Annotated in this window: 21 protein-coding genes and 1 pseudogene; 7 read left to right on the forward strand and 15 right to left on the reverse strand. The window is 59.0% G+C overall.

What is annotated here, in order from left to right:
- From JCM12296_RS15285 to JCM12296_RS15300, 4 genes are all read right to left on the reverse strand, one after another.
- The coding region (locus JCM12296_RS15285) for an NADH:flavin oxidoreductase (protein WP_246804366.1) at positions 1 to 1,117 on the reverse strand (1,117 nt) is incomplete at its 3' end.
- Positions 1,118 to 1,236: 119 nt separating this feature from the next.
- Positions 1,237 to 1,818 carry a YqaA family protein gene (locus JCM12296_RS15290; RefSeq protein WP_054694725.1) on the reverse strand — a complete coding sequence of 194 codons (582 nt, stop codon included), beginning with the start codon at positions 1,816 to 1,818 and terminating at the stop codon, positions 1,237 to 1,239.
- A complete protein-coding gene (locus JCM12296_RS51405; RefSeq protein ID WP_306304035.1) occupies positions 1,819 to 2,220 on the reverse strand; it encodes a protein-L-isoaspartate O-methyltransferase family protein in 402 nt (133 codons plus the stop codon).
- Between the two features lie 419 nt (positions 2,221 to 2,639).
- Entirely contained in the window at positions 2,640 to 3,266 is a 627-nt protein-coding gene (locus tag JCM12296_RS15300; protein ID WP_054694729.1) for a 5-formyltetrahydrofolate cyclo-ligase, read from the reverse strand.
- Positions 3,267 to 3,575: 309 nt separating this feature from the next.
- Here JCM12296_RS15300 and serS point away from each other — a divergent pair, with 309 nt between their 5' ends.
- The 7 genes and pseudogenes from serS to JCM12296_RS15335 all read left to right on the forward strand — a co-directional run bounded on the left by serS (position 3,576) and on the right by JCM12296_RS15335 (position 12,146).
- Entirely contained in the window at positions 3,576 to 4,850 is a 1,275-nt protein-coding gene (gene serS / locus JCM12296_RS15305; RefSeq protein ID WP_054694732.1) for a serine--tRNA ligase, read from the forward strand.
- Positions 4,847 to 6,355, forward strand: a complete 1,509-nt coding sequence (thrC, locus tag JCM12296_RS15310) for a threonine synthase (RefSeq protein WP_054694735.1) — start codon at positions 4,847 to 4,849, stop codon at positions 6,353 to 6,355. The genes serS and thrC overlap by 4 nt, the downstream gene beginning before the upstream one ends.
- A gap of 183 nt (positions 6,356 to 6,538) precedes the next feature.
- Positions 6,539 to 8,356: a LysM peptidoglycan-binding domain-containing protein gene (locus tag JCM12296_RS15315; RefSeq protein ID WP_054694738.1), complete on the forward strand. Its 1,818-nt coding sequence runs from the start codon at positions 6,539 to 6,541 to the stop codon at positions 8,354 to 8,356.
- A gap of 184 nt (positions 8,357 to 8,540) precedes the next feature.
- Positions 8,541 to 9,305 carry a tetratricopeptide repeat protein gene (locus JCM12296_RS15320; protein WP_054694741.1) on the forward strand — a complete coding sequence of 255 codons (765 nt, stop codon included), beginning with the start codon at positions 8,541 to 8,543 and terminating at the stop codon, positions 9,303 to 9,305.
- A 34-nt stretch (positions 9,306 to 9,339) separates the two neighbouring features.
- Positions 9,340 to 9,822, forward strand: a pseudogene (locus JCM12296_RS49815) (PAS domain-containing protein); the annotation flags it as partial.
- 197 nt (positions 9,823 to 10,019) lie between these two features.
- Positions 10,020 to 11,009, forward strand: coding sequence for a GAF domain-containing protein (locus JCM12296_RS15330; protein WP_340147866.1), 990 nt, complete (start codon positions 10,020 to 10,022; stop codon positions 11,007 to 11,009).
- 60 nt (positions 11,010 to 11,069) lie between these two features.
- Positions 11,070 to 12,146, forward strand: a complete 1,077-nt coding sequence (locus JCM12296_RS15335; protein WP_054694749.1) for a membrane-associated sensor domain-containing protein — start codon at positions 11,070 to 11,072, stop codon at positions 12,144 to 12,146.
- On the opposite strand, the gene JCM12296_RS44590 is transcribed toward JCM12296_RS15335, so the two are convergent.
- The 11 genes from JCM12296_RS44590 to ftsW all read right to left on the reverse strand — a co-directional run bounded on the left by JCM12296_RS44590 (position 12,116) and on the right by ftsW (position 20,959).
- On the reverse strand, positions 12,116 to 13,306 hold the full coding sequence (locus tag JCM12296_RS44590; RefSeq protein WP_246804368.1) for a radical SAM protein: 1,191 nt from the start codon (positions 13,304 to 13,306) through the stop codon (positions 12,116 to 12,118). The genes JCM12296_RS15335 and JCM12296_RS44590 overlap by 31 nt on opposite strands.
- Entirely contained in the window at positions 13,237 to 13,914 is a 678-nt protein-coding gene (locus tag JCM12296_RS44595) for a hypothetical protein (protein WP_054694757.1), read from the reverse strand. The genes JCM12296_RS44590 and JCM12296_RS44595 overlap by 70 nt, the downstream gene beginning before the upstream one ends.
- Positions 13,915 to 13,971: 57 nt before the next feature.
- The gene (gene ftsZ, locus JCM12296_RS15350) at positions 13,972 to 15,183 is read right to left on the reverse strand and encodes a cell division protein FtsZ (RefSeq protein ID WP_422698815.1); all 1,212 of its coding nucleotides are present in this window, start codon (positions 15,181 to 15,183) and stop codon (positions 13,972 to 13,974) included.
- A 119-nt stretch (positions 15,184 to 15,302) separates the two neighbouring features.
- The gene (ftsA, locus tag JCM12296_RS15355; protein WP_054694763.1) at positions 15,303 to 16,535 is read right to left on the reverse strand and encodes a cell division protein FtsA; all 1,233 of its coding nucleotides are present in this window, start codon (positions 16,533 to 16,535) and stop codon (positions 15,303 to 15,305) included.
- The gene (locus JCM12296_RS15360) at positions 16,522 to 17,298 is read right to left on the reverse strand and encodes a cell division protein FtsQ/DivIB (RefSeq protein ID WP_054694766.1); all 777 of its coding nucleotides are present in this window, start codon (positions 17,296 to 17,298) and stop codon (positions 16,522 to 16,524) included. The genes ftsA and JCM12296_RS15360 overlap by 14 nt, the downstream gene beginning before the upstream one ends.
- A 241-nt stretch (positions 17,299 to 17,539) precedes the next feature.
- Complete coding sequence (gene murC / locus JCM12296_RS15365) at positions 17,540 to 18,715, reverse strand: UDP-N-acetylmuramate--L-alanine ligase (RefSeq protein WP_306304033.1); 1,176 nt, start codon at positions 18,713 to 18,715, stop codon at positions 17,540 to 17,542.
- Positions 18,643 to 18,915, reverse strand: a complete 273-nt coding sequence (locus JCM12296_RS49075; protein WP_306304034.1) for a Mur ligase domain-containing protein — start codon at positions 18,913 to 18,915, stop codon at positions 18,643 to 18,645. The genes murC and JCM12296_RS49075 overlap by 73 nt, the downstream gene beginning before the upstream one ends.
- The gene (locus tag JCM12296_RS15370) at positions 18,906 to 19,277 is read right to left on the reverse strand and encodes a UDP-N-acetylglucosamine--N-acetylmuramyl-(pentapeptide) pyrophosphoryl-undecaprenol N-acetylglucosamine transferase (RefSeq protein ID WP_054694769.1); all 372 of its coding nucleotides are present in this window, start codon (positions 19,275 to 19,277) and stop codon (positions 18,906 to 18,908) included. The genes JCM12296_RS49075 and JCM12296_RS15370 overlap by 10 nt, the downstream gene beginning before the upstream one ends.
- Entirely contained in the window at positions 19,274 to 19,393 is a 120-nt protein-coding gene (locus tag JCM12296_RS50525; RefSeq protein WP_422698816.1) for a hypothetical protein, read from the reverse strand. The genes JCM12296_RS15370 and JCM12296_RS50525 overlap by 4 nt, the downstream gene beginning before the upstream one ends.
- Positions 19,393 to 20,028: a UDP-N-acetylglucosamine--N-acetylmuramyl-(pentapeptide) pyrophosphoryl-undecaprenol N-acetylglucosamine transferase gene (locus JCM12296_RS15375; protein ID WP_054694772.1), complete on the reverse strand. Its 636-nt coding sequence runs from the start codon at positions 20,026 to 20,028 to the stop codon at positions 19,393 to 19,395. Before JCM12296_RS15375 ends, JCM12296_RS50525 begins: the two co-directional genes overlap by 1 nt.
- A complete protein-coding gene (gene ftsW, locus JCM12296_RS15380; protein ID WP_246804371.1) occupies positions 20,015 to 20,959 on the reverse strand; it encodes a putative lipid II flippase FtsW in 945 nt (314 codons plus the stop codon). Before ftsW ends, JCM12296_RS15375 begins: the two co-directional genes overlap by 14 nt.
- Positions 20,960 to 21,078: the final 119 nt, after the last annotated feature.

Consider the following 21,078-nt stretch of genomic DNA (forward strand, 5'->3'; position numbering starts at 1 on the left):
CGTCCATCAGGTATTCGCGGCCGACATCGGGGTTGACCACGCAGCCGCCCGGCTCCAGAGCCAAAACCGCATGGATACACCCCAGGCAACAGCCGATGCACGGCCGAATGGTTTTCAGATCGCCGGCCCGGGCCTTTTCGGGCAGCATGGGATCGGCGATCAGGGCACGCCCCATGGCGATGACATCGGCACGCCCTTCGCGGATGAACCGGTCGGCCAATTCGGGACTCTTGATTCGTCCCACGCCCACCACAGGAATCTTGACGACCTGTCGCACCGCCTCGGCCAGGTGGATAAAGCAGCCGTGGGGCACATACATGGAGGGAATGGTCAACTGCCGCGAGCCGTAGATGCCGGCCGAAACATGCAGGTAATCGGCGCCCTGGGTCTCCAGAATCGGCGCCAGGCGCAGGGCGTCTTCCAGGGTCCAGCCGCCGTCGGCATAATCGTCGCCGTTGATGCGCAGTCCCACGGGAAAATCCTCACCGGCCTTGGCCTTGATATCGGCCAAGATCTCCAGGAAAAAGCGGATGCGGTTCTCAAACGTGCCGCCGTAGGCGTCCTGGCGGTGATTCGAATTGAGCGCCAGGAACTGATTGATCAGGTAGCCATGGGCGGCGTGCACTTCGACGAAATCGAAACCCGCCTCCCGGCAACGCCTAGCGGCGTCACCAAACGCGGCCACCAACTCGGCGATCTCCGCCAGTGTCAGTTCCTTGGGAACGCCTTTGACCACCGCCAGGGCGGGAATCGCCGAGGGCGCCACCTTGCGGTCATGGTAGGACTGGCGCCCGCCGTGCATCAATTGCACGCCGAATCGGGTGTCATAGGGACGAATCGCCTGCACCATTTTTTCCATGGCCGGGATGCAGCCATCCTCCCACAGGGCGGGCAGACCGGGCAGTTCCAGTCCCGTGGGATGCACGCCCGCCCCCCCGACCAGGATCATGCCGGCCCCGCCGCGGGCCCGGGCCGCCAGATAGGCGGTTAGCTGATCGGTGACATGGTTGTTTTCATCCACGCCGAAGTTGATGCTCATGGCCGACATGAGCAGGCGGTTGTTGGCCGTCATCCGGCCGATCTGGATCGGTGCGAAAAGATGCTTGAGAATGGTCATACAAACCTCCGGTCGAACGTGTTGACGTTAAAAAAAAATAAAACCGGTCGGTCTTATTTAAAGATGCCTTGCTATACACCGTCGGTGGGCGGACGTCAATCATCATGTCAATTGGACGTTTAAAAGGCGTATTTGAGCACCACGAAACTGGCCACCAAGAGAACCGTGAAGGCCACCGCCAAAAAATCGAAATAGCGATCGATAAACCCTTGGATCCGCGGTCCGAAGGCATAGATCAAACCGCCCACCAGGAAGAAACGGGCCGACCGGGAAATCATGGAGGCCAGGATGAAGACGGTGAAATTGATCTTGAACATGCCGGCGGCAATGGTGAAGACCTTATAGGGAATCGGGGTGAAACCGGCAATGCCCACCGCCCAGGCGTCATAGGTGTTGTACAAGGCTTCGATATAGGCCACCTTGTCGCCCAGACCGTAGAATTCGACGATGCGGTTGCCCACGGCCGCCATGAACTGCCAACCGATCAGGTACCCCAGACAGCCGCCCAGGACCGATCCGATGGAACAGACCAGGGCATAGCGAAAAGCGCGCTTCGGCCGGGCCACACACATGGCGATCAACAAGACATCGGGCGGAATGGGAAAAAAGGAGGATTCGGCAAAGGCCAACGCGAAGACCGCCCAGGTTCCGTAAGGGGTGGCGGCCCAGTGCAACACCCAATCGTAAAGACGTCGCAGCATTCAGGTTTCTCTCCAGCCGTGTTCACCGATGAGTTTGACAAAACGGCAACCGCCAAGATGGGTCTGGTGGATACCCTGTTTATCACGAACCAGCCTGACCAAGTCCTGGCTGTGGCGATCGCCCACCGGAATGACCATTCGTCCGCCTTCGGCCAACTGGTTGACCAGCACCGTGGGAATTTTGGGCGCACCGGCGGTGACGATGATGGCGTCGAAGGGACTGTGCTCCCGCCAACCGGTGGTCCCGTCCGAATAGCGGGTGACGATATTGTGGTAGCGCAGTTCATCGAACAGTTTGCGCGCGCGCGTGTACAGGGTGTAGATGCGCTCCACGGTATAGACCCGGAAGGCGATCTGAGCGAGAATGGCCGCCTGATAGCCGGAACCGGTGCCAATCTCCAGAACCGGTCCTCGGGCGCAGCTCCAGGGTTTGGGTCATCTCGGCGACGATGAAAGGTTGGGAGATGGTCTGTTGTTCACCGATGGGCAGGGGATAGTCGCCATAGGCTGGTCCATCATGGCCTCGCTGACAAACAGATGACGAGGGACGCTTCGCATGGCGTCCAGCACACGCGGATCACTGATGCCACGGGCGATGATCTGATTGGTGACCATCTCATTTCTCATGCGCTGGTATTTCATCTAGGTTTTCTCCCTGTCTGTGTCTACCAACAAATCCAAGTCAGGTCAAGCGGTTAGCATTCATGAAAGACCATGGTCGGGTCTTTCATGGCCGCCGTTGAACTTAAAATCGGCCGCTTCAAACAAAAACGCCTCCCCAAGGGAGGCGTTTGCAACCATTCGACAGCGCTTCGTCGCATTCAGATCTTATAAATCACCCGTTTTTCGGTGATGATGATATCCACATGCTTGTCATGGGATTCCATGGGAACCTGGGGCACCAACTGCTTTTCGAAAACCAGCCCCACCTTGCGGGTGGTCATGGGCAAATCGGGAATAATCCGGTCGTAATATCCGTCACCGGGGCCGAGGCGCCCGCCTTTCTCATCCATGGCAATTCCGGGAACGATGGCGATATCGATGCAATCAAGCGGAACCGCTTTGCATTTGGCCGGGTTCGGCTCGGCAAAGCCCCTGGAACCGGCAACCAAATCTTTATCCGGATTGTCCACCTTCATCAGCTTCATAGTCCCTTTGGGCGCGTCAAATGCCGGCAGCACGACGATCTTGCCATATTCGTAGGCCCGCTTGATGATGTTGTCGGTATTCACTTCATGCTCGGCGTTTACATACAGCATGACAATCTTGGATTCGAGAAAATTGGCGAACTCGAACAAGCGATTCTCAATGATGCGGGTGTTTTCGGCAAGTGCATCGCTGCCCAGCGATTTGAAATAGGCTGCGATGTCGTTTCTGATTTCCTGTTTCTTTTCCCGGACTTCGTCCATTACCATCTCCATCTCAAATTCGTTTCCACCGGCCGACACGATTCACCCAGCATCCTCAACCGCCCAAACCGTCGTATACCGGGTGTTTGGCGCACACGCTTTCGATCAAGATCCCGCCTGGTCCTCACGTCAGGTTTCGGAAAGCGCGCAGAAGGTTCTCTGATGCGGTTCAACCGGCAATCATGATTGACTAATCGGACCACTTGGGATAATAATTCGGCTGACTTAACCGTCGGTGTTCGCCTTTCATCGGTACAGCCGTTCACCACCCCGAAACCAACAGCTACTACCGCCTGCAATCCGATGTATGGCCCTGTTTAAACACGATTTTGGAATATAAGGACAGATATGCTGGAAATCAAGCTTCTCAGAGAAAATTTAGAATTCGTCCAGACCGCCATGCACAACCGCGGCACAACCGTCGACTGGGAGGCATTTACCGGTCAGGATAGCCGGCGCAAATCCATTCTGGCCGAACTGGAAGCACTGCGGCACCAGCGCAATACGGTATCCGACCAGGTGGCCCAGATGAAGCGCAACGGAGAAAACGCCGATGCGATCATCACCCGGATGCGCGAGGTTTCGGCGACGATCAAGGGGCTTGAGAAGGAACTGGGCGAATGTGAAGCGGCCATCGACGAGATGATCATGGCGATTCCCAACATTCCCCATGCCAGCGTACCCGTCGGCAAGGATGAAAACGACAACCCCGAGCGTAAAAAAGTCGGCGCCCCGCCCGACTTCGCCTTTGCGCCCCTGCCCCACTGGACCCTTGGCGAAAACCTGGGCATCCTCGATTTCGCCCGGGCGGCCAAAATCGCCGGTGCGCGCTTTCCGCTCTACCTCGGCCGGGGTGCGCGATTGGAACGGGCCCTGATCAACTTCATGCTGGATCTGCATACCGGCGAACACGGCTACACCGAAGTCCTGCCGCCCTTTATCGTCAACCGCAAGACCATGACCGGTACCGGCCAGTTGCCTAAATTCGCCGAGGACCTGTTCAAACTGGAAGGATTGGATTACTTCCTGATTCCCACGGCCGAGGTCCCGGTGACCAATATCTACCAGGAAGAAGTTCTCGATGAATCCCAGCTGCCCGTTTACTTCACGGCCTACACGCCCTGCTTCCGTTCCGAAGCCGGTTCCTACGGCAAGGATACCCGCGGTCTGATCCGCCAGCACCAGTTCAACAAGGTGGAATTGGTTAAATTTACCCGGCCGGAAACCTCTTACGACGAGCTCGAAAAACTCCTCGACAACGCCGAAACCGTCCTGCGCCGCCTGGATCTGCCCTACCGGGTGATCACCCTGTGCACCGGCGACATCGGCTTTTCGTCGGCCAAGACCTACGATATCGAAGTCTGGATGCCCTCCCAAGGGGTCTATCGTGAGATCTCCTCGTGCAGTAACTTCGAAGACTTTCAGGCTCGCCGGGCAGGCATCCGTTTCAAGGAAAAGGGCAAGAAGGGCACCCGGCTGGTTCACACCCTGAACGGCAGTGGACTGGCCGTCGGACGCACCCTGGCCGCGCTTTTGGAGAACTGTCAACAGGAAGACGGCTCGGTCGTCATCCCCAATGCGCTCAGACCCTACCTGGGCGGAATGGAAAAGCTGATCCCGTGAAACTCGATCAATTCCCGAAACACATCCAGCCCCACCTGATCCCGCAACCCGGCGGAGAGCTGATCTACCGCTGCCTGGGCTGCCAGGCCGAGCACGGCATCGCATCACTGCTCTACACCTGCCCGGACTGCGGCGCGGTATTACTGCTCCACGACAAAGCGTTCGACCGTCTCAAAGCCGTCGGGGGTGAAACCTGGCGGGAGATCTTCGACTACCGGCGCATGCTCAAGCGCCCGGCCCTTAAAGGCATCTACCGTTACCACGAATTGATCGGCCCGGTGATTCCCCTGGAAGCGGTGGTTTACCTGGGGGAAGGCCACACGCCCGTGGTCGAGGCCAACGGCATCCTTCAGGAGCTGGCCGGCATCCGTTTCTTCTATAAAAACGACGGTCAGAATCCCAGCGCCTCCTTCAAGGACCGCGGCATGGCCAGCGCCCTCTCCTACATCAACTTCCTGATTCGGGGTGGGATGATCGATGACGTCCTGTCCATTTGCGCCTCCACCGGCGACACGAGTGCGGCGGCGGCCTTGTACGCCGCGTATCTCAAGCCCCATATCAAGTCGGCCGTGCTCCTGCCGCACAAGAAAGTAACCCCCCAGCAGCTTTCCCAGCCGCTGGGCAGCGGCGCGGATGTCTTCGAGATCCCCGGTGTGTTCGACGACTGCATGAAGGTCGTCGAGGCCCTTTCGGACAGTTACAACGTCGCCCTGCTCAATTCCAAGAATGCCTGGCGCATCCTGGGGCAGGAATCCTATTCGTATGAAATCGCACAGGATTTCGACTATGCCATGGCCGACAAGGTGGTGGTTGTCCCCATCGGCAACGCCGGTAACATCACCGCCGTGATGAACGGTTTTCTCAAATTTTACGATCTCGGCGTCATCGATGCCCTGCCGAAAATCGTCGGCGTGCAATCCGTGCATGCCAATCCGGTTTACCGTTACTACAGCCAGCCGGCGGGTGAGGGACGCCGTTTCGTGCCCATGACGGTCAAACCCAGCGTGGCCCAGGCGGCCATGATCGGCAACCCGGTCTCCATGCCGCGGGTCATCCATCTGGTGGACCGTTACAACCAAATGGCCGGTGACCCCCGGGTCTTTTTTGTCGAGGTCACCGAACAGGCCATCATGGATTGGCAATTGACGGCCAATCGCAACGGTCACATCGCCTGCACCCATGGCGGCGAATCTTTGGCCGGGCTCAAGGCGGCCTTGGACAAAGGATGGGTAGCGGCAACGGAAATCGCCGTTATCGACTCGACCGCGCATGCCCTCAAATTCTCCGGATTTCAAGACATGTACTTCCAGAACAGCTTCCCGGAAGGGTTTGAGGTGCGGCCCGACCCGCGTCTGGTCAACCAGCCGCATTATGTTCGCCCGGCCCATCTGGATGCGGTGCCGGAACCGGGCAAGCCACTGGACAAGGACGCCCTTGCCGCCTTTGTCGAAGCCGTCGCCGAAGAGATCGCCGGAGAGCTTGGCTTGAAAAAGCGAAAATTATAGTATTTAAGATAATGTTTTTGGCAAGGCCAGAGGGAGGAAGCTGTATAAACCATACCGCGACGACCGATAACGCAGCCCAAAAACATGATCTTGAATGCTATAGCCGCCCCGGCTGAAATTATCCCTGGAAAAGGAGGACCGTTTGGCGCTAAGGTCTCGTCGCAACCCCGCAAAGAAATGGCCATGCCGATGAAACGGCGCGAAGCGGGCAACGCCATCCCCACCCACGGGCGCATGCTCCTCCTGGCGCTGCTGATTCTTCTGCTCCCGGCCGCCAATACGCTGGGAGCCGTGCTCTATAAGGACTACGTGGTGCGCTTCGACCGGGGATGGGATATCCTGTGTGATCCCTACGAGGTCAAAGAGGGCGACTGGGTGCTCAAGATCTTTCGTCAGAAAGGGGAGCTCGCCCATCAGGATTTCAGGGAGTTTCTGGATATCTTCAGGCGGCTCAACCCCCATGTACAGGACATCGATCTCTTGCGTCCCGGCCAGGTGGTGGACATCCCGCTGAAAAAACTGTCGCCGGGCGCCTTGCCGGGCCAATCCTCCGGAATGGTCACCATCCCGTTCGTCATGCTGTCCAATCCCAAGGAGCTGATCAAAAAGCACCTTGATGCGTATACGGTCCAAAAGGGCGACAGCATCTCCCGCCTGGTGGCCACCCACTTTGGCGGACGTTTCGGCAGCCCCACTTTCAATGAGGGTCTCAAGCTCTTCAAGGCCGCCAACCCGCAAATCAAGGATCTCAATCGCATCTATGCCGGTCAGCGGATCTACATGCCCGACCCTTCCATCCGCGAACAAAGCTGGTATGAGGGGCTCTTCGACAAGGCCGGCAATATCGTCGACAACATCGCCCAACCGGTCGCCGGCGACGCCCCGTCGAAGCCAGTGACGAAAAGTGTGCCGATACCGACAGCCGCGCCTTCCGCCGAAACGACGCCGGAACAGGGCGGGCCGTATGCCGAAGCCGCATCCATGATCGGCGGTCGGCTGATGGACAAGGGAACGCTTTATTTGCCCATGCAAAAGGGGGAGGCCTTCGAGCTGGATCTCTCGCGGTTTCCGGTGATCGACCTGCTCAACCAGACCCAGGTGATTCTGACCACCCAGGAGCGGGTCATGGACGTGGATCTGCCGGTGATCCGGACCTATTGGAAAGATGTCAAGGCGGTCAAGATCCCCGAAGGCGCATCCGCCCGGGAAATCGTTCAATCGATCCTGGCCGCCCTTGATAAGGGGGATGACACCAATCGGCTGGCCTTTGATGACAACGGCGTCACCATCAGTGTAAGCGCCAAATGGATCCGTAGCGAGCCGTCCGAAGATGGTCACGTCACGCGCCATACCTGTATCACCCCCATTACTTCGCCTGCGCAAGAGACCCATGCCGGCATCCGGCGCTACCTGGCGCAAAATGATATCCTGATCAAGGATCTTTTGCTCAACGGCGTTCCGGATCCTTCCCTACCGGCACCGCTGGAAGATCCGCCGGCAGTGGTTGAACAGATCGATGGCAGGAACCAGAAAGTCCTGATCGCGGCCTTTGCCCGACGGATGGGGTTTCAATACTCACCCGATACCCGTATCAGCTTCCCTTACGCCGGCATCCAGGTTCAGGCCTTTTCCAATCTGGTCTCCTTTGGCAATGGGCGCGAAATGCTGATCGATTTTGGTGAACTGTACGGCGATGCCATTCAAGCGATCCGTGACACCGGGCTTTCGATCGTTCAGATTCCGGCGGGTGCCGGAGCATTGGCCCTCATCGGGCAATTGCTCGACAGCGCCGGGATCAGCTATACCCGTGATCCGGTGTTTTACGCGGCCAACCGTCCTCCGGATTACAATACGGCCCTGACGGTACACGGGCTCCTGGTCCCCAGCCGACGGGGCGAAACGCTGCTCTTTATCGAATCCGACCTGCCGCCCCTGATCGGCGCGTTTATCCGCGGCCAGGGCGTCCGACCGATTCTGATTCGGGGCACTGAAAACGGTTGATCGAAAGTATTGTTTTCGATCAGTCGCTATTTCGACGATTCGTAACAAGCCCGAGATCAAGGCTTGCGAATCCTTAAGGAGGGAGGCGTACTTTTTGCGTACGCCGCAGTGACGAAGGATTCGTGTAACGCCGATATCGGGCTTGTTACGAATCCGTCAATCTTACATTCCTAGGAGTATGTGCATGTCAAGTTACCGATCAACACGAAGCCTCTGTCTGGTTGCGATTCTGTTCTTCAGTGCATGTGCCACCCAAGGCACCCACCTTCAGGACAAGAAAAAAGCCCAGGCATTAAGGAACGTCGGCGAGGCCTATCTCAGCCAGGGAAATTTCACGGCGGCCCTGGGCGAACTGCTCAAGGCCGAAAAGCTCAATCCGAACGATCCGATCCTGCATAACGATCTGGGGTTGGTGTTCATGAACAAAGAGAAGTTCGACCTGGCCATTGGTCATTTCAAAAAGGCCATCGCGCTCAAGCCCGACTATTCGTTGGCCAAGAACAACCTGGGTGGCGCCTATATCGTCGAGAAGCAGTGGGACAATGCCATCGTCGTGCTGGAAGAGGTGACCGGTGACATGCTCTACGCCACGCCCCACTATCCCTTGGCAAACCTGGGGTTGGCCTACTACAATAAAGGCAATTATGGCAAGGCGCGGCTTTTTCTCCGAAAAGCCCTTAACCTGAAACCGGACTTTTTCTTCGCCCAATTGAATCTGGGCCGAACCTACCTGGCCTTGGGGCAGTTGAATGATGCCCGCCTCACGCTCGAACAAGCCGCCAAGACCAATCCAAAAGATCCGATTTTGCTGCTGGAGCTGGGCAAGACCTACCGGGCATTGGGAGACTACAAGAATGCGGTTACGGCCCTCAAGGGGGCCATCGAGTTGAGTGAAGATTCCGACCTGGCCGTCGAGGCGTCCGATGAACTGAAAAAAGTCTACCAATAGGCGGACCGATTCATAGACCTCCAGGGAAACCCGCATGCCCACCCCCAAAGCCCACCACCATGCCCCAGCAGACACCGTTGCGGATTTGACCCGCCGCAACGCCGAGCTGGAGTTGCGCAACCAGATCCTGCTCACCCAACGGGAACAGTCGCAACGGCGCCTGGCGGAGGCCACCCACCTTCTGGGCCGGGTTACCACCGGCCTGGTCACCCTGGACGCCAACGGTTTGATCGACAGCATCAATCCCGCGGGCGCCGCTATCCTCGACGCCGACGCGGCGTTCCTGATCAAGAAGCCCTTTGGGTTGTTCATCCCCCCTCAGGATCAGGCCGTCTTCTACATCCAGCGCAGCCGCATCGGAAAAAATGGTGACCGGGCGCCCTTCGAGATCCAACTCAAGACCCCGACCGAACGGATTCGCTCGGTCCGGATACAGGTCCATCCCCTGCGGAGACCGGGCCAACGATTTCCCAACATGCTGTTGGTGGTGGAGGATATCACCGATTACCGCCAGGCCCTGGAGCAGTTGCAGGCCAGAACCGACCTGCTCAATCTGGTCTATTCGATAATGGACGATCTGGTGGTCTGGTCCACCAACGACATCGATGATATCATCATCCTAAGCCTGGAAAAATTAGGCCTGGCCACCGGGGCGGACCGGGTTCACGCCTCTTTCTTTCATTCGCGCAAAACCCGTTTCTCGGTGACGCACGAGTGGCGGGAACAGGGAACGAAGCCCCCTGCCCTTCACAATGCGCCCATCGAGGCGATTTTACCCATCATCCGGCAACTCAAAAACGTCAGGCCATCAGCGTCAACCAACTTAACGCCCTGTCGCCGATCGAACAGGCGCCATACAACGGGTTTTGCGCATCGGGAACCCAGTCGACGCTTGTGGCACCGCTTTTCTACGGGCGCTCGCTGCTGGGAATCCTCGGCGCCGACGCGGTCCGCCAACCGGTGGCCTGGTCCAGGGAACATCAACGTCTGCTCTTGCTGGTAGGCTCGGCCATCGTCAATGCCCTGCTTCGCCGTCAAATTGAAAACGCGCCTGGCACGGTGCGCTCCCGCCTGTTCCCGCTTTTCGATTCTTCCCCAGCCACGGATACCGATTCCGCCCTGGTGTATGACGGCCCCATCGAAATCGTCGACGATGACGACATGGCCATGGCACCCGGCATCGAATGGCGATTTGAAACAGACACCGGCAGCCACGCCGACCCGGCCACCCTCCTGCGGCTCACGGACGGCCGGTTCATCCACCTCGCCTGCCCGACCTGTCACCGCCACCAGCAATTGGATATATCGGAGATCCGCCACCTGGGCAGCGCCCTGAAGGTGACCTGTGCCTGCGACACCGTCATGCATGTAAAAATCGAATTGCGCCGTGAATTGCGTCGGTCCGTCAATCTGGACGGCATCATCGTCCGCAAGAAAACCGACTGGAAGGGCCTGACCTTCGATGATTGGAACAAAATCCATATTGTCAACCTTTCCCGCCACGGCATCGGCTTCAAGCTGCTCGGTTCCCTTGAACTCGGTGTGGACGACCGCTTCGAGATTAAATTCAATCTGAACAACAGGGCCGAATCGTTGATTCAGAAGACGGCCGTCGTCCGCTCGATCCATGATGCCATCGTCGGCTGCCAGTTCGCGGGCGAGCATCCCTGCGACGCCAATATTGCCTTTTACGTGCTGACTTGACTTTGCTGCATCGGCTGCGATCGGGATGATCCTTTCAGACCGGCAATGAGGAAGCATGGCATGCAAGCTTGGAAAATGCCAAAAACCGATATCCGTTCCCGGCTGCGACCCATCAGCGTCAGCATCTTTTCTCTAGGCGGCCTGTACCTCATCGCCACCGTCAACTATCTGCTCTTCCATAGCCTGGCCGAAATCTTCAGCATCGTCGTCGCATTCAGTGTATTCGTGATCGCCTGGAACTCGCGCAGCTATATCCAGAACGCCTATTTGCTGTTTGTCGGAATCGCCTACCTGTTTATCGGCGGCATCGATCTTTTACACACCCTTGCCTACGAAGGCATGTCCATTTTTACGGATTATGCTTACTACGCCAATCAACTGTGGATCGCGGCCCGCTACATGGAAAGCATTACCCTGTTGGCGGCCTTCTGGTTTCTGCACAAGGGTCGCCTTAACCATCCGTCAGCCACCGTTGCAGGATATACCATTGTCACCGGATGGGTCGTGGCGGCAATTTTTTACTGGAAGATCTTTCCGGTCTGCTTCGTTGAAGGCGTGGGTCTGACCGCTTTCAAGAAAATCAGTGAGTACATTATTTGCGGCATTTTGTTGATGGCGATCGTCGTCTTAATCTCAACCCGGGCAAAATTCGACAAGCGGGTTTTCAAACTGATCCTGTGGTCGATCATTTGCACCATCATCTCTGAACTGGCTTTCACCTTTTATGTCAACAATTACGGATTATCCAACCTGGTGGGCCACTATTTCAAGATTTTCTCTTTCTACCTGGTCTATCTGGCGTTGATCCTCACCGGCATCCGTGAACCCTACAAGCTGACCTTCTACGAACTTGAACAGGCCAACCGCCAGTTGACCGAAGAGGTCGCCATGCGGCGGGAAAGCGAACGTCAGCGCGAAAAGCTGATCGGCCAACTTCGACAGGCGTTGGCTGAAATCGACACCCTCAAGGGAATCCTGCCCCTGTGCAGTTTCTGCAAGCGCGTCAGGGATAAAAATGGAACCTGGCACGAGGTCGACCAGTATATTCACAACCATTCACAAGCCGATGTCAGCCACAGCATCTGTCCCGAATGTTTCCGGGTCCACTATTCGGACATTTCTCCCAAGGATTCCTGAAACGATCTTACGGCGGGATGTGAACGGCGTGACAGCAGCAGGATAAGGCGCTTACATCGCCCCGGCCTTTCCCTTACAGACCCCGCAAAGACTGCAATGCGCCGGATCCGCCGGACAGGGTGCCGACGGACGGGCCACCAGCGCCCGCTGATGCTCTTTCCACAGGTAGGCACGATCAATGCCCTGGTCGATGAATTCCCAGGGGAACCGTTCCTCCGGTCCGCGTTCGCGGTGGACGTAAAATGGGGGTTGACCGGCGAAGCCTTGAAGGTTTGCGGCCAGTTGCCCTGGTAGTGATGGGCGAGAAGGAGGATGTCGGCCACGCGGCGATCGCCCCGGGCAATCAATCCCTGCACATAGGCCCAACGTGGCAGATCGGCATAAACGCGTACGTTGGCCGTCTTGCGCAGGCCGTTTTGGACGGTCTTGATTTTGCCCTTCAGCTGTTTCACCGTGTCCATGGCCGCCCACTGAAAGGGGGTGAAGGGTTTCGGCACAAAGGAACTCAGGCTCACCGTGATCTCCCCCATCCTTCCCTTCCCTCGGCTGGTCTTCAGGAAAACATGCTTGACCCGCTTGACCAGCTCCACGATGGCGGCCACATCCGCGTCCGTCTCGGTGGGCAGGCCGACCATGAAATAGACCTTCAGGTTGGGAATACCGGCGGCCACCAGCGTTTCGGTCGCCGCCAGGACATGCGCTTCGGTGACGCCCTTGTTGATCACCCGACGCATGCGCTCGGAACCGGCATCCGGAGCGATGGTGGCGGTTTTGACCCGACCCTGGCGCAAGGCCTCAATCAGCGGCTCGTCCAGGGCATCGGCACGCAGGCTGCTGAAGGCGAAATGGATCGCCTTGCCGCGCTCCCGGCCGCACAGCTCACGCACACAGGGCAGATCGGAGACGGCCGCGCCCACCAGGCCGATGCGATCGGTCAAGGCGGCTCCCTCGTCCACCTGTCGATCGAGCAGCGCCAAGGGGCGAAAGCGCGGCGGCCGATAGACATAGCCGGCGCTGCAGAAACGGCAGCCATGCGGACATCCCCGCGAGACCTCGATTAAATAGGTATCTTCAAAGGTGGTGTCAGGGGTCAGGATGGTCGTGGCCGTGGGCAGGTTTGAAAGGTCGGCCACCATGACCCGCTTGACCGTGGCAGGCACATCGGCAACGGGCTCGGCCGCCGCCAGGGTACCGTCGGCATGATAAGCGGGTTGAAAAAAGCGGGAACATACAGGCCCGGTACTTCGCGGGCCAGATTCAAAAGCAGCGCCGTCTTGGGCGCCGCCGGGTCGAACACCTCAAAAAAACGCGGAATCAGCGCTTCCGCCTCTCCCAGCAGAAACGCGTCGATAAACGGCGCCAAGGGTTCCGGGTTGAGAAAACAGAAGACTCCCCCCGCCAGCACAAGGGGGAGAGTCGCGCCACGCTGGGCGGCCGACAGGGGGAGTCCTGCTGTTTCCAGGATGGTGAGCACCGCGGGTGCATCATTCTCATATGAGATGGAAAAGGCAATCACGTCGAAGTCTTCGATGGGCGTCTGGGACTCGACGGTTCGCACCCGTGGACTTTTACCGCCATCCTGTACCGGTAAAAAAGCCCGTTCACACACGAGATGATCGATCGAATTGACCAGCCGGTAAACGGTCTGGAAGCCCAGGTTGGACATCCCCACATGATAGCTGTGGGGATAGACCAGGGCGACCCGGAGCCGACCGGTGGCGGACTTCCGGATGACACCGCGTTCCCGGGTGTCTGAGGTCGCGACCATCTGTACGTTATCCTGCCGCCATCGACGCGCCCGTGCCGTCAATGGCATTCATTGGCATCAGTCCGCCTTGCGACGCAGGAACGTGGGAACGTCCAGGTCGTCATTGTCGATGACGATGCCCTTGTACTCACGGTAGATTTCGTTGGACGGCGGCTGGGTCTGGACCACCTGGCGCCGACGGATGAACGTGGGTTCCTCCAGTTCGGACGAACGGGCCATATCGGCCGGGGTGATGTCCCTGACTTTTCCGCCGTAGGTCGGATCCAGCACGCGGCTGCGGGTAACGACTTCCCGTTCCTTTTTTCTCTGTTCTTCGGGTTCACCGATGCCGGTGGCGATCACGGTGACGCTCATGGCGTCGCCCACGTTGTCGTCGATGACCGCGCCCCAGATGATTTCCGCGTCGTCACCGACTTCGTTGTAAATGCGCTCGGAGGCTTCGGTCATCTCTTCCATGGTCAGATTGCTGTTGGAGGTGATGTTCATCAGCACCCCCTTGGCACCGGAAATATTGATATCTTCCAAAAGCGGGTGGGAGATGGCCCGTTCCGCCGCTTCCAGTGCCCGGTTATCGCCGCTGGAGATGCCGATGCCCATGATGGCCATGCCGGCCCGGCTCATGGTGGTCTTCACGTCGGCGAAGTCCAGGTTGACCAGCCCGGGCATCATGATCAGGTCGGTGATGCCCTTGACCGAATGGAGCAGGATCTCATCGGCTTTTTTGAACATGTCCACCATCTTGGCGTTCTTCGAGGCCAATCCGCGCAGCCGGTCATTGGGGATGGTAATCACCGTGTCGGCGGCCTTGCGCAACTCAAAAATGCCCTCTTCCGCCTGCTGTGCCCGTTTGCGTCCCTCGAAGGAGAAGGGCCGGGTCACCACGGCCACGGTGAGAATTCCCATCTCCTTGCAGATCTGAGCGATCACCGGCGCGGCACCGGTTCCCGTGCCACCACCGAAACCGGCGGTGATAAAGACCATGTGCGAATCGGACAGGGCCTCCTTGATCATATCGGCATTTTCCATGGCCGCTTCCCGCCCCACCTGGGGATTGGCGCCGGCCCCGAGGCCTTCGGTGATCTGGGTGCCCAGCTGAATGCGCAACTCGGCCTGGGAAATGTCCAGAGCCTGGGCGTCGGTATTGGCGCAGATGAACTTGACGCCCTGGAGGTTGCCGTTGATCATGTTGTTGATCGCATTCCCGCCGGCACCACCGACCCCAATGACTTTGATTTTTGCCGAACGGTCATTCTCCACATAAGAAAACATATTGGTCATCGTCTCCCCCTTTTCAACGTTACCCGTACGGCGTTTGCCTGGTCGCCGTCGGTAGAAAGTGTTAACGCAGTTACCTGCTGTCGATTACCGGTCACCGGATCTGCCCAAGATCAGATGACCTCCTTGAACCATTTTTTCATCCGTGCGATGAGGCTATTGAAAATGTTGCGGTCGCGGATACGGAATTTCTTCTCCGGCTCCTTCCTTGCGCCGTAAATCACCAATCCCACACCGGTGGCGTACATGGGGTTGTTCACCACGTCGGTGAGGCCGCTGATCCCCCGGGGACGCCCCAATCGGGTCGGAACGCCGAAAATCGCCTCGGCGATATCGGTGGCGCCCTCCAGAAGGGCGGTTCCGCCGGAAAGCACCATGCCCGAAGCAATCATGTTTTCCATGCTGGAGCGGAAAATTTCCCGCTGCAACAAGGTAAAAATCTCTTCCATGCGCGGCTCCAGAATCTCGCTGAGAATCTGACGCGGCAGTTTACGCGCCTGCCGCCCGCCCATGCCCGGCACCTCGATGGTCTCATCGGGGTTGATCCCATCATGGATGCAGGTACCGTACTTGCGCTTGATCTGCTCGGCCTCGGCAATCGGCGCGCGCAGACCAATGGCGATATCGTTGGTCAGGTTGTCGCCGCCCAGGGCCAGCACGAAGGTATGGCGGATATTCTTCCCTGAAAAGATCGCCAGGTCGCTGGTGCCGCCGCCCAGATCGATCAGGCCGGCACCCAATTGCTTCTCTTCCTCGGTCAGCACAGCCTCTCCCGAGGCCAGGCTTTCCAAAACGATATCGCAGACGTCCAGTCCGGCCCGGTTGGCGCATTTGACGATGTTATGGGCCGAGGTCACCGCCCCGGTGACGATGTGAATCTTGGCTTCCAGGCGAACACCGGCCATGCCCACGGGATTCTGGATGCCGATCTGGTCGTCGACGATATATTCCTGGGGCAGGACGTGAATCACTTCCCGATCCATGGGAATGGCCACGGCCCGAGCCGCGTCGATGACCCGCTCCACGTCCTGGGGGGTGATTTCCGGGCCCTTGATGGCAACGATGCCGCGACTGTTGAAACCGGTGATATGGCCGCCGGCGATTCCGGCGTAAACCGAGGAGATCTCGCACCCGGCCATCAACTCGGCCTCTTCCACCGCCTTCTTGATGGATTCGACGGTGGATTCGATATTGACCACGACGCCCTTGCGCAGGCCGATGGACGGGTGGGTGCCAATGCCGATGATATGAATCTCCCGGCCGACCACCTCGCCCACCACGGCACAGATCTTGGTGGTGCCAATATCGAGACCGACGACAATGTTTCCTTCTTTAGGTCCCTGCAACGTTCACCTCCTCAAGGGCCGGGTCGGCAAGGTCGCCCGGCGCCAGCGTGATCACGATACGATTGATGTTGAACAGATCAATGGTCTGGCAGTCGGCCAGACGGCTGTCGGCCTGCATGCCGGTCATCAGTTCTCCCAGCGCGGCGAGCTTTTCACGATAATGGCCGAATCCCAGTTTGATCGCCCGTTGGGTTTCACCCATATAGACCGTGGCGCCAATCTGGGAATCCATGCGAATCTGTCGGATATGGGCAAAGGGCAGCGCACTGCCTTTCTCCCGGGTCAGCAGCAAGAGTTTCTTGACGCCGAGAAATGCCCGGCTGTCCGGAAGCTCGCCAACGGGCAGATCTGCGCGGTCGAGCCCCTGTACCCGCGGCCAGGCACCGGTATCCAACGCATCCGCGCGCTTGAACACCCGCCCTTGCCGATTGACCAGAAAACCCGACGTGTCTTTCATCTCCAACAGGGCCAGGGGGTCTTCCTCCTGAATACTGACCTGCAGGCCGGAAGGGATGTCCCGGCGGACGGTTGCATCGGCGATCCAGGGATCGGCGATCAGGCGCTTGCGCGCCACACTCAGGTTCAGGTCCAGGATATTGCAACCGGGCGTGATGCCGGCGATCTCCAGGACCCGCTCCGCTGACAGCCGTTTCTGACCGTCGACCGCGATGTGCCGGGCCTCGAATTGCCGGCTCTGGGTAAAGTAGTCATAGGCGAAGATGAAGGCCGCGCTGGTCGTTAGCAGGGCCAGGATCGACAGCACCCCCCGGATGAAACGCCTCGACCGTCGCCGGAGGGCGTCCCGGTCGACTGTCCGATCTTTGCGGAATCTGTTTTTACGCGTTGGTTTCAATCTTTTTTCGCTGTGTTATGCGCTCCGGCAGGTGGGTTTTTAAACGCCGGCCATCAATAGCTTCTCTTTATAGCGCAAATTATAGTATAAAGAAATAGTTTTCCATCAACATATTGTGGTTTTTTTCTTTCATCGATTCCATCCCGGCGGTTCACCGGCGTTGACGTTCCGCCAACACCATTTCGCCCACCCGGTAGACATCGCCCGCGCCCAGGGTCAACAGCAGGTCACCGTCCGCGAGAATCGCCGACAGATGATCGGTGCAGGCCTCAATGCTTTCCAGGCAGGTCACGTTGCGGTGACCGTGGGCGCGGATGCAATCGGCCAGGACTTCGCTGCTCACGCCCGCAATGGGTTTTTCGCTGGCCGCGTAAATGGGCAGCACCACCAACAGGTCGCTGTTGTTGAACGAACGGCTGAACTCTTCCATGAGCGCCTGGGTGCGTGAATAGCGGTGGGGTTGAAACACCACCACCTTGCGTCGGTCCGGCCAGTTGTCCCTGACGGCCTGCAGGGTCACCTGGATCTCCGTCGGATGATGCCCGTAGTCGTCCACCACGCGGATGCCACCGACCTCGCCCTTGACCTCCAGACGGCGTTGCACGCCCTGGGCCGCGGCCAAAGCCGCTTTGATGGCCGTAATGGGGATGTCCAGTTCCAGGCCCACGGCGATGGCCGCCAGGGCATTGTAGACGTTGTGCATGCCCGGGATCCCCAGGCTGAAGTCACCGAGGTTTTCACCACGATGGAAGACCTTGAAACGGCTCTTCATCCCGGCCAGCTGGATGTCGCGGGCCTGCAGGTCCGCCTGGGTGCTTCGCCCGTAGGTGATCATGCGCTTCTTGACCCGCGGCAACAGGGCCTGCAAGGGCTCGTTATCCAGGCAGAGAACGGCAAGGCCGTAAAACGGGATCCGATCGAGAAATTCAAGAAATACTTCCTTGATGGCCTCCATATCCTTGTAGAAATCCATATGCTCGCGGTCGATATTGGTGACCACGGCAATGGCCGGGGAGAACTTGAGAAACGAACCGTCGCTCTCGTCGGCCTCGGCCACGATGAAATCCCCCTTGCCCAAGACGGCGTTGCGGCCAATACTTCTCAGTTTGCCGCCGATGACCACCGTGGGATCGAGTCCGCCACCGGCCAATACACTCGCCACCAGCGAGGTCGTGGAGGTTTTCCCGTGGGCGCCGGCCACCGCCACGCTGTACTTGAGCCGCATCAGCTCGGCCAGCATCTCGGCCCGCGGAATCACCGGAATGGCGGACTGACGGGCCGCCGCCACCTCTGGGTTGGCCGCATCGATGGCTGAGGAGACCACCACCACGTCGCACCGGCGATCTGCTCGGCGGCATGGCCCACATGGATCGTCCCCCCAAGCTTGGCCAGATGGGCCGTAATCTCCGTGGGCTTGAGGTCGGAGCCGGAGACCCGATACCCCAGGTTGAGCAGCAGTTCAGCTATGCCGCTCATGCCGATACCGCCAATGCCGACAAAATGGATATGATATTTCTTCAGATACATGGGTCATTCCCAAGCAGTTGATAACAATCATCCACGATAGCCCTGGCCGCATCGGGCCGGCCCAGCGCCCGGGCCTGCTGCTGCATGGCCGCCAGACGCTTCCGGTCGGCGGCCAAGTCTTCGATGCGCGCGGCCAGATCGGCACCGTTCAAATCCTTCTGGAGCACCATCAGGGCGGCCCCCTGATCGACCAAAAGGCGGGCGTTGTACTCCTGGTGGTTGTCCGTGGCAAAGGGAAAAGGCACGAACAGGGCGGCTTTGCCCATCACCGCCAGTTCGGCCACGGTGGTGGCACCGGCCCGGCAGACCACCAGATCGGCCTGGGTGTAACGGGCAGCCATATCGTGAAAAAAGGCCTTCACCTCGGCCTGATGCCGGATCGGGCATAGGCCTCGGCCACCTGCGGCTGATCGCTTTCACCGGTCTGGTGCACAATGTGCAGCCGCGCTGGATGCTTAAAATGAGACAGGGCATCCATCACCGCCAGATTGATGGCGTGGGCCCCCTGGCTGCCACCGACCACCAGAACATGGAAGCCGTCCTTCGTCCCGGCGGTTGGTCCGCCGCTTCCAGGATCGGCTGCCGCACCGGATTGCCGCTGACCCGCTTTTTGTCCGGCGCGATGCGGCCGCGGGTATCGTCAAAACTGACGTAGACCCGCCGGGCCAGGGGAAACAGCAAACGGTTGGTGATGCCGGGCAGGGTGTTCTGCTCGCACAACACCAGCGGAATCCCCTTGAGCCAGGCCGCCAACGCCACGGGACCGGCGGAATAGCCACCCACCGCCACCACCAGATCGGCCCGTGCGTCGGCAAGAATCCCGGCCGAGGCCCACACGGCCCCCGGAATCTTCAGGGCCGCACCCAGTTTGGCCCACAGCCCCCGCCCCTTGATGCCCTCGATGGCGATGGTCCGTTGGGGAAATCCAGCCCGCGCCAGGGCCTCTTTCTCCAAGGGGCGTCCCGCGCCCACAAAAAGAACGCGGCTTTCGGCATTGCGGCCGGCAAACTCAGTGGCCACGGCGATTCCCGGATAAAGGTGGCCACCGGTACCGCCACCGGCCACCACCACGTGTAGCGGCCGCCAGGCCATGGAGGATTCAGCGACGGCCATCGCGCGCTCCGATGTTCATCAATATGCCCACCGCGGCCATATTGATCAGCAAACTGGTACCGCCATAGCTCAAGAACGGCAGGGTCAGCCCCTTGGTGGGCAACAGCCCCATGGTCACGCCCATGTTGACGCACACCTGTAAACCGATGGTGGCCGTGATGCCCGTGGCCAGAAAGGCGCCAAACCGATCCTGGGTGTTGCGGGCGATGTGGATGCCGCGCATGAGCATGATGGTGTAGAGGCCGATCACCACCAGGACACCGATCAGTCCCAATTCCTCACCGACCACCGAGAAGATGAAGTCGGTGTGCGGCTCGGGCAGGTAGAACAACTTCTGATAGCCCTTGCCGAGCCCCACGCCGGTAACGCCGCCGGTACCGAAGGCCATGAAGGAGTGCACGACCTGGTAACCCTCGTCGGTACGATACTCCCAGGGGTGCAGAAAACTCATCAACCGCCGCACGCGGTAGTCGGCACTGGTCATGAAAAACCAGGCCATGGGCGCCAGCACCGGCACCACCATGAGCAAATGGGACATCCGGCAACCGCCCACGAAAAGCATGATCCAGGTCAGGGCGGCGAAGATCACCATCGATCCGAAATCGGGCTGCACCACCAGCAGCATGACAAACAGACCCAGTACCATCACGTGGGGCAGAAACCCGACGTAAAAATCCCGCAGCAGTTCATCCTTCTTCGCCATGGAGTAGGCCAGGTACACCACCAGGCTCAGTCGGGCCAGCTCCGAGGGCTGAAAACGCAAGGGGCCGATCTGCAGCCAGCGGGACGCCCCGCCGGCGGTCACCCCCAGCGAGGAGAACGCCACGGCCACGAGCATCAACATGGAGACAATCAGCGCCGGATAGGTCAGCACCCGGTAGAGGCGGAACGGGATATAGCTGAAGCACACCAGCACGACGACGCCGATCAATGCGAACAGGGCCTGTTTCTTGAGAAAGTAGTAACCGTTGCCGTAGCTCTTGAACGCCAGGGCGAACTGGCGCTGTAGACCATGACGATCCCCAGGCCCACCAGCACCAGGACGGGGAA

The sequence above is a fragment of the Desulfosarcina cetonica JCM 12296 genome (assembly GCF_001311845.1).
Taxonomy (GTDB): domain Bacteria; phylum Desulfobacterota; class Desulfobacteria; order Desulfobacterales; family Desulfosarcinaceae; genus Desulfosarcina; species Desulfosarcina cetonica.